This window comes from Achromobacter maghribensis, assembly GCF_057334215.1.
In genome coordinates, this window is the sequence record NZ_JBHFII010000061.1 from 478796 (window position 1) to 486179 (window position 7384).

General features: G+C 66.4%; 7 protein-coding genes. 3 read left to right on the plus strand and 4 right to left on the minus strand.

Annotated elements, in window-relative coordinates; translation table 11 throughout:
• The 4 genes from ACE039_RS28220 to ACE039_RS28235 form a co-directional block, all read right to left on the minus strand.
• Positions 1–337: thiamine pyrophosphate-binding protein (locus ACE039_RS28220; protein ID WP_485823958.1), on the minus strand; the 337-nt coding region annotated here is incomplete at its 3' end.
• Positions 334–2067 (minus strand): hydantoinase B/oxoprolinase family protein, encoded by a 1734-nt coding sequence (locus ACE039_RS28225; protein ID WP_485823959.1) that lies wholly within the window; start codon positions 2065–2067, stop codon positions 334–336. The genes ACE039_RS28220 and ACE039_RS28225, both read right to left, overlap by 4 nt.
• A gap of 11 nt (positions 2068–2078) precedes the next feature.
• A complete protein-coding gene (locus ACE039_RS28230) occupies positions 2079–4154 on the minus strand; it encodes a hydantoinase/oxoprolinase family protein (protein WP_485823960.1) in 2076 nt (691 codons plus the stop codon).
• A gap of 129 nt (positions 4155–4283) precedes the next feature.
• Positions 4284–5228 carry a LysR family transcriptional regulator gene (locus tag ACE039_RS28235; protein ID WP_105556035.1) on the minus strand — a complete coding sequence of 315 codons (945 nt, stop codon included), beginning with the start codon at positions 5226–5228 and terminating at the stop codon, positions 4284–4286.
• 130 nt (positions 5229–5358) lie between these two features.
• Between ACE039_RS28235 and ACE039_RS28240 the strand changes: the two genes are divergently transcribed.
• From ACE039_RS28240 to ACE039_RS28250, 3 genes are all read left to right on the plus strand, one after another.
• Entirely contained in the window at positions 5359–6330 is a 972-nt protein-coding gene (locus ACE039_RS28240; protein ID WP_105556036.1) for a Bug family tripartite tricarboxylate transporter substrate binding protein, read from the plus strand.
• Positions 6331–6485: 155 nt separating this feature from the next.
• Positions 6486–6872, plus strand: a complete 387-nt coding sequence (locus tag ACE039_RS28245) for a DUF6152 family protein (protein WP_448712973.1) — start codon at positions 6486–6488, stop codon at positions 6870–6872.
• Positions 6873–6890: 18 nt separating this feature from the next.
• Positions 6891–7376: a DUF6644 family protein gene (locus tag ACE039_RS28250; RefSeq protein WP_485823961.1), complete on the plus strand. Its 486-nt coding sequence runs from the start codon at positions 6891–6893 to the stop codon at positions 7374–7376.
• The last annotated feature ends 8 nt before the right edge of the window (positions 7377–7384 follow it).

A 7384-nucleotide genomic window follows, 5' to 3' on the forward strand; every position in this document is an offset into this window, starting at 1 on the left:
CGCCGCCGACCTGGCCGATGAACAGGATCATGGGCGTGGAGTCTTCACGGGCGGTGTGCACGCCGATGGCCGCGTTGGTGGCGCCGGGTCCGCGCGAAACGAAGCAGATGCCGGGCTGGCCCGTCAGCTTGCCGTGCGCCTCGGCCATATAGGCCGCGCCGCCTTCCTGGCGGCAGACAATGGATTCCATCGTGTCGCGCCGCGCGTACAGGGCGTCGATGCAGGGCAGGAAGCTCTCACCGGGCACCATGAAGACCCGGCGCACGCCGAAGGCCTGCAATTGCGCAATCAAGGCTTCGCCGCCGCTGCGCGGCGCGGGCTGTGCGGCGCCGGTCATGCGTTTTCCTGTTCAAGGGCGCGGGCTACGCGCTCGGGCCCGTAGTCGCGCTCGGCGGCCGCGCGGCTTACCTTGCCGCCCACGATATCGCGGCGAATATCCGCCAGGCTTCGCTCGGCTGGCACGCCATAACCGCCGCCGCCGGGCGTTTCCAGACGCACCGAGACCCCGGCCGGCAGGGCGTGGCCCGAGATCTTGTTTGGCAGGCGTTTTTCGTCGGCGCGGCCCGGGTTCTGGATCAGGCGCGATGTGCCGCCGGTCAGGCCGCCATCCAGCCCGGCCGCGCCGAACAGCGCCGCGTCGCAACGGATGGTGCAGGCCAGTTGGTCGTGCAGCGAGCGGATTTGGCGCGCGATGCCCATGCCGCCGCGGTACTTGCCCGCGCCGCCCGTGTCGTTGACCAGCGCGTATTCGTCGACTAACAGGGGGTACTCGATCTCCAGGGCCTCGGCGGGCAGATTGGATGTATTGGTGACGTTGACCTGGATGCCGTCCATGCCGTCGCCACGGGCGCGCCCACCCGCGCCGCCGCCCAGCGTTTCAAGATAGACGAAGGTGCCCTTGCCGTCGCGCATGGGGCCCGAAAACAGCATCGATGGCATGACGTCGTTGGACGAGGCCATGCCGCGGCCAGGCGGCAGCAACTGGCCAAGGGCGCCAATCACGGTGCCGGCCACGCGCTGCGCGGTGGTCACGCGCGCGCCCACCGCGGCGGGAAACACCGGATTGGTGATCGTGCCCTCGGGCGCGCTGATGGTGATGGGCTGGAACAGGCCGTTGTTGGGCATCAGCTCGGGGTCGAGCATGGCCTTGACGGCAAAGTACACGCTGGCGTTAAGCGCGCTGGCCGGCAGGTTGAAGGCGCCGCGCGCCTGCTTGCCTGTGCCGGTAAAGTCCACGTGCAACTGGCCGTCGCGCGCCTGTACGTTGGCCTGGATCACCACCGGGTCGCCGCCCATGCCGTCGTCGTCCATGCGTTCGGTGAAGGACGCGCTGCCTTCGGGCAACTGGGCGATGCGGTTGCGCAGCCGTCGCTCGGTGTAGCGCAGGATGCCATCGATGGCGGACAACACCGTCTCCAGTCCGGACTGCCGTACCAGTTCCAGCATCAGCCGGGCGCCCTTGTCATTGGTGGCGATCTGCGCCCGGATGTCGTGCATGCGGTTGTCCGGCTCGCGCGTGTTGTGCGCGATCATTTCCAGCAGATCCAGGTCCAGTTCGCCTTGCCGCACGATACGCATGGCCGGCAGGCGGATGCCTTCCTCCCACACGGTCTTCAGGTGGTGCGAGGTCGAGCCCGGCACGGCCCCGCCCACGTCCGTGTGATGGCCGATGTTGGCGGCAAAAAAGCGCAGCACGCCGTCGCAGAAGATGGGCGATACGACAGTGATGTCCGGCGCGTGGGTCCCTCCGGCCAGATAGGCGTCATTGCACAGGAAAGCGTCGCCGGGGCGGATGCCGGCGACGCCGTAGCGGCGCAGCACGGCGTCGATGCCGCCCGACAAAGAGCCCAGGTGCACCGGCACGTGGGCGGCCTGGGCAACCAGTCGGCCGGCGGCGTCGAACAACGCCACGGAGCAGTCTTTGCGCTCTTTGATGTTGCTGGAAAAGGACGAGCGGATCAGCGTGTTGCCCATCTCTTCCGTGATGGACAGCAGGCGGTTGCTGAAGACCTCCATCTCGATGGGGTCGAAGGCGTCGGTATCGGCGGCAGTCGGTGCGGTGGTCATGTCGGTTTGCCTTAGGGGTTGAGAGTGACGACAAGGTTGCCGTAGTCGTCGGCGCGCGCTTGCTGGCCGGGCAGGATCACGGTGGTCGAACTCATTTCCTCGATGACGGCCGGGCCGTCGACTGGGGCGCCCGTCGGAAGCAGGGCGCGGCGATAGACGGGCGTGTCGGCCCAGCCGGCGTTTTCGAAGTAGACGGCGCGGCGCTCCTTGACCGCGCCCGCCAGGCTGGCGCCGCCCGCCACGTGGGCGATGGGCGCGCGCGGCACCAGGCCCACCGCGCGCACGCGGCAGTTGACGATCTCGACCGAGCGGCCGGTGGCGTCGTAGCCATACTCGCGGATGTGGGCCGCGCTGAAGGCGGCCACGAAATCGGCCAGCGGCAATAGCCGCATGCCCTCCAGCGGCACCGGGATCTCAAAATTCTGGCCTTGGTAGCGCGCATCGATGACGGCCGTCAGGCGCTGGGCGGAATCGCCCACGCCTTCGTCCGCCAGCCAGGCGCGCGCCTTGCCGGCCAAGGTGTCCAGCGCCTGCTGCACCGCCTGCCAGCCCGCGTCGTTGGCGTTGGCCATCAGCGTCTGGACGAAGTCCATGGAGATGTCCGACAGAAGAATGCCGCGCGCGCACATGGTGCCGGGTTCCTGCGGGATCAACAGGGTGCCGATGCCGCAGTCGCGCGCCAGCTCGGCCGCGTGCAGGCCGCCAGCGCCGCCAAAGGCGCACAGCGCGAACTTGCGGATGTCGTGGCCACGCTCGGTCGACACCGCGCGCACCGCCCGGGCCATGTTCGAGTTGGCGATCCGCAGAATGCCGTAGGCCGCCTCTTCCAGGCTGATGCCCAGCGGCCCGGCCACTTGTTCCTGAAGCGCGGCGCGCGCCCGTTCGGCATGCACGGCCATCCGGCCTTCAAGCAGCGCCACGGGATTCAGGCGCCCCAGCACGACGTGCGCATCCGTCAGCGTGACGGCCGTGCCCCCCCGGTTGTAGGCGATCGGCCCGGGCACGGCGCCTGCGCTTTGCGGGCCCACCTTCAGCGCGCCCGCATCGTCGATGCGCGCGATGCTGCCGCCGCCCGCGCCGATGACGTGCACGTCGACCATCAAGGTCTTCACCGGATAGTCCGCCACCAGGCGGCTGGAGGTGAACAGCGGCTGCAATTCGGCCACCAGCGACACGTCGGTGCTGGTGCCGCCCACGTCGAACGTGATCAGGTTGTGAAAACCGGCCGCCCGTCCAAGCTCGGCCGCGCCGATCACCCCGGCGGCGGGTCCGGACACGCAGGTCCGCACCGGCGCGGTCAGCACCGATTCCACCGACATCAAACCGCCGTTGGAATGCACCGTCGTGGGAGGCACCCGCACGCCCATGCCTTGCACCGAGTCAACCAGATTGCGCATGTAGGCGGCCATGCGCGGGCCAACGTAGGCGTTCAGCGCCGTGGTCGACATGCGCTCATATTCCCGGAATTCCGGCAGGATTTCGCTGGATACGCTCAGGTACACGCCCGGCAGGTGTTCGGCCAGGATTTCACGCGTGCGGCGCTCGTGGGCATCGTTGCGGTAGCTGTGCATGAAGCAGATGGCGACCGCTTCCACCTGCGCGGCGGCGAGCTGGCGCGCAACCGAGACGACCTCGTCCTCGTCCAGCGCTTGCAGCACGCTGCCGTCGGCGGCCATGCGCTCGCCGATCTCGAAGCGCCACTCGCGCGGCGCCAGCGGCTCGGGCTTGATGACGTTGTAGTCGTACAGGTGCGGACGGGTCTGCCGGCCGATCTCCAGCACGTCGCGAAAGCCGCGCGTGGTCACCAGCGCGCAGCGCGAGCCGCGGCGTTCGATCACCATATTGGTGGCCACGGTCGTGCCGTGGCCCACGTGCGCCAGCTCGTCGCCCGAGATCCCATGTTCGCGCATCAGGTGCGCCAGGCCGCTCTGGATGGCCTCGGACGGGTCATGCGGCGTCGAGGGCACCTTGAAGTACGAGAGTTCGCCGCTATGCTCGGCCAACAGGGTGAAATCAGTGAAGGTTCCGCCCACGTCGAAGCCGACGCGGAAACGGCGCTCGCCGGGGAGGGATGCAGTCTGGGTCAACGCTGGTCTCCAGGAAGCCGGCGCGGACGCGCGCCGATGCTAGGGTGACCCGCATCTTATCGACGCTGCATCATTCCTTCTAATCAAAGATTTGCATCGATAATCATCACATCCGTGAATGAAGCCGGGTCAATAAGCGTGCGACTCGGCCCCCTGCGCGGGATCGAACAACATGCCTTGCGCCTTGCATACCTTCAGGATTTCCTCGCGCAGCCAGCGGTGCGAAGGCAGGTTGTCGGAACGCTCGTGCCAGATCAGGTTGACGGTGCGCGGAATGAACGGGAAGGGCGCTTCGATGGCTTCAAGCTGGTGGCTGTGCGGGCTGTTGCGCACCGCGTTGACCGGCACCACGCAAATCAGATCGGTCTCGGCGAGCAGGCGCGGGGCCAGCGCGAACTGATTGATCGTCAGCACCGCATTGCGCTTGTAGCCATGGGCGGCCAGTTCGTGGTCGACCAGCGCCGAGGTGCCCAGCAAGCTGACGACCAGATGGCGGGCGCGCAGGAAGTCATCCAGCGTGAAACGCGGCAAGGACAACAGCGGGTGTCCCTTGCGCATCGCGCACACATAGGTCAGCGTCTCGAGCGGCAGGGTACGCAGCGACGAGCCGAAGTTCGAGTACACGCCCGCAGCCATATCGACCTCGCCCTTGTCCAGCAGCGTGGCGGTGTTGTCCAGCGAATAGGGGTGCAGGTGAATGCGGATGTTTGGCGCCACCATCTGTTGTTCTACGAACAGTGGCCGGATGACCTGGTCGGCCACGTAATCGGACATGGCCAGTCGAAACACGGCCTCGGAACTTGCCGGGTCGAATTCGTTGCGCTCCAGGGTCTCGGCGATGCGGGCAAGGGCGTCCCGTATGGGGGGCCAGAGCAATTCGGCGCGCTGCGTGGGCAGCACGCCGCCCTGCACCTTGATGAACAATGGGTCTTTCAATGTCAGGCGCAGCCGATTGATGGCGTTGCTTACCGCAGGCTGCGTCATGTGCAAGCTGAACGCCGCCCGCGTGACGTTGCGCTCGGTCATGACGGCGTCAAAAATTCGCAGCAGGTTCAGGTCGATGGCGTCGAGCACGGTGTCCCCACCTCGTTATCAGTAATGTTGATGACGTTTTATTTTAATTGTTGATTGGTCATATAACACCGTACCGCTTAATCTTGCCCGAGTTCCTGCGCAGTTCACATGCAACTTGGGTAATCAATCGATGATAAAGAACCTGAAGTTTCTAGCCGCCGCCTGTGTCGCAGCCCTGGCTGCCTCGCCCGCGGCCGCTGCGGACAACTATCCCAGCAAGCCCATCACCATCATCCTGCCGTATGCCACGGGCGGATCCGCCGACATGCTGGCGCGGTTTGCCGCCCAGGCGGTGCAAAGCGAACTCGGGCAGCCCGTCATCGTCGAAGCCAAGCCCGGTGCTGGCGGCGTGCTGGGCACCGAGCATGTGGCAAGGGCAGAGCCCGACGGCTACACACTGGCCCTGACCGCCAGCGGCACGATGGCAGTCAACCCCTACGTCTACAAGCTGCGCTACAAGCCCCTGGAGGATTTCAAGCAGATCACGGTGCTGGTGGACCTGCCTTTCGTCGTGGTGACGAACAACGCGTTTCCCGCGAAAACGCTGCAGGAATTCATCGATTACGGCCGTCGCAATCCCAACAAGATCACGTTCGGAAACGCCGGCCTGGGCACCCAGCAGCATCTGACGCAGCTGATGTTCGCCCGTGCGGCGGGCATCCAGATCAACATCGTGCCCTACAAGGGAAGCAGCCCGGCGATGAACGACCTGCTGGGCGGCCATATTGACGCCGTGCTGGACAACACCGGCGTGCAGACCCCGTTCATCAAGGCGGGCAAGGTGCGGCCGCTGTTCGTCACGAATCCCGAGCGCGTGGCGGCGCTGCCAGACGTGCCTACCGCGCCCGAAGCCGGGATGCCGGGATTTTCCGCCGTGGCTTGGTTCGGCCTGGCGGCGCCCAAGGGCACCCCGGACGCCATTGTTGAAAAGATCCAGGCGGCGATCGCTCGGGAGTTCGCCAAGCCCGAGATGAAGCAGCGCCTGTTGGACCTGGCCATGATCCCCCGCGCTTCCACGCCCGCCGATACGAGCCAACGCGTCAGGGCGGACCTTGAGGCATTCGGCAAGATTGCCAAGGAAGTGGATTTAAAGCCGATGTGAGTCCCGCGCAATCCACGCGCGGGTTCGCGCTGGGGGTGGGCATAGCCACTGTGCGTGGCAGGAACCGCTGTCCCGCTGCTATGCTTGGCTCGCTGGCCGCCACGCTGCAGCGCCGGGCCATGGCGGCACCCCAACCGCAACCCAGGAGCATCGACATGAAGCTATCCAAACGCGCGTTATTGGCAGGGCTGGCGCTATCCGCGCTGTCGGCAGTGCCTCCCGCGGCCATGGCGCATCACGGCTGGTCATGGGCGGAATCCGAACAGATGACCTTGCAAGGCACGGTCGAGCAGGTGCAGGTCGCGCCGCCTCATCCCACGCTGCGGGTGCGAGCCAATGACGGTGTCTGGGTGGTCGAACTGGGCAACCCCACTCAGACGAAGGAAGCGGGATTCGTGGAGGGTTCCGCCAAGCCGGGTGACGCCATCACCGCCATTGGCAACCGCGACCAGGACGCCGGCGCCAAGCGCATGAAGGCCGTCCAGATCATGGTGGGCGGCAAGACGTACGACATTTACCCCAGCCGCATTAAGAAACCCTGACCCACACGGCCTTCAGCCATGCCCGAACTGCTTCGGCTGGCCCTGGAACAGCTTACGGCGTTGCCGCCGGCGCTGTGGCTGCGACGGTCCGGAACGCTCTATCTTCTGGTCAATGCCGCCCATATCGGCGCCATCGGCCTGTTGATCGGTTCGATCGTTCCGCTGGACCTGCGGCTGCTCGGCGTCCTTAAGCCCAATTCCTTGGCGGTCCTGGCGCCTGTGCTGGCGCGAACGGCTGCGGTTGGCCTTGCGCTGGCCGTACTGACCGGCGCCACGTTGTTCACCGTGCGTCCGCAGGAATATCTGCAGAATCCGGCATTCATAGTGAAGATGGGCTTGTTGGGCGCGGGCGCCATCAACGCCTGGCTCGTGCGCCGGGGCGGGGCATGGGGACAGGTATTACAGGGGGGGCGCCCATCCGGCGCGTTGCGTTGCCAGGCCGCGGTCTCGCTGCTGCTATGGACTGGCTGCCTGGTAGCGGGCAGATGGATCGGGTTCCTGTAGCCCGCCGC

Bases quoted from the DNA above. Each gene is read 5' to 3' on its own strand.
- ACE039_RS28225 (WP_485823959.1), bottom strand. From the start codon at position 2,067: ATGACCACCGCACCGACTGCCGCCGATACCGACGCCTTCGACCCCATC.
- ACE039_RS28245 (WP_448712973.1), top strand. From the start codon at position 6,486: ATGAAGCTATCCAAACGCGCGTTATTGGCAGGGCTGGCGCTATCCGCG.
- ACE039_RS28240 (WP_105556036.1), top strand. From the start codon at position 5,359: ATGATAAAGAACCTGAAGTTTCTAGCCGCCGCCTGTGTCGCAGCCCTG.
- ACE039_RS28250 (WP_485823961.1), top strand. From the start codon at position 6,891: ATGCCCGAACTGCTTCGGCTGGCCCTGGAACAGCTTACGGCGTTGCCG.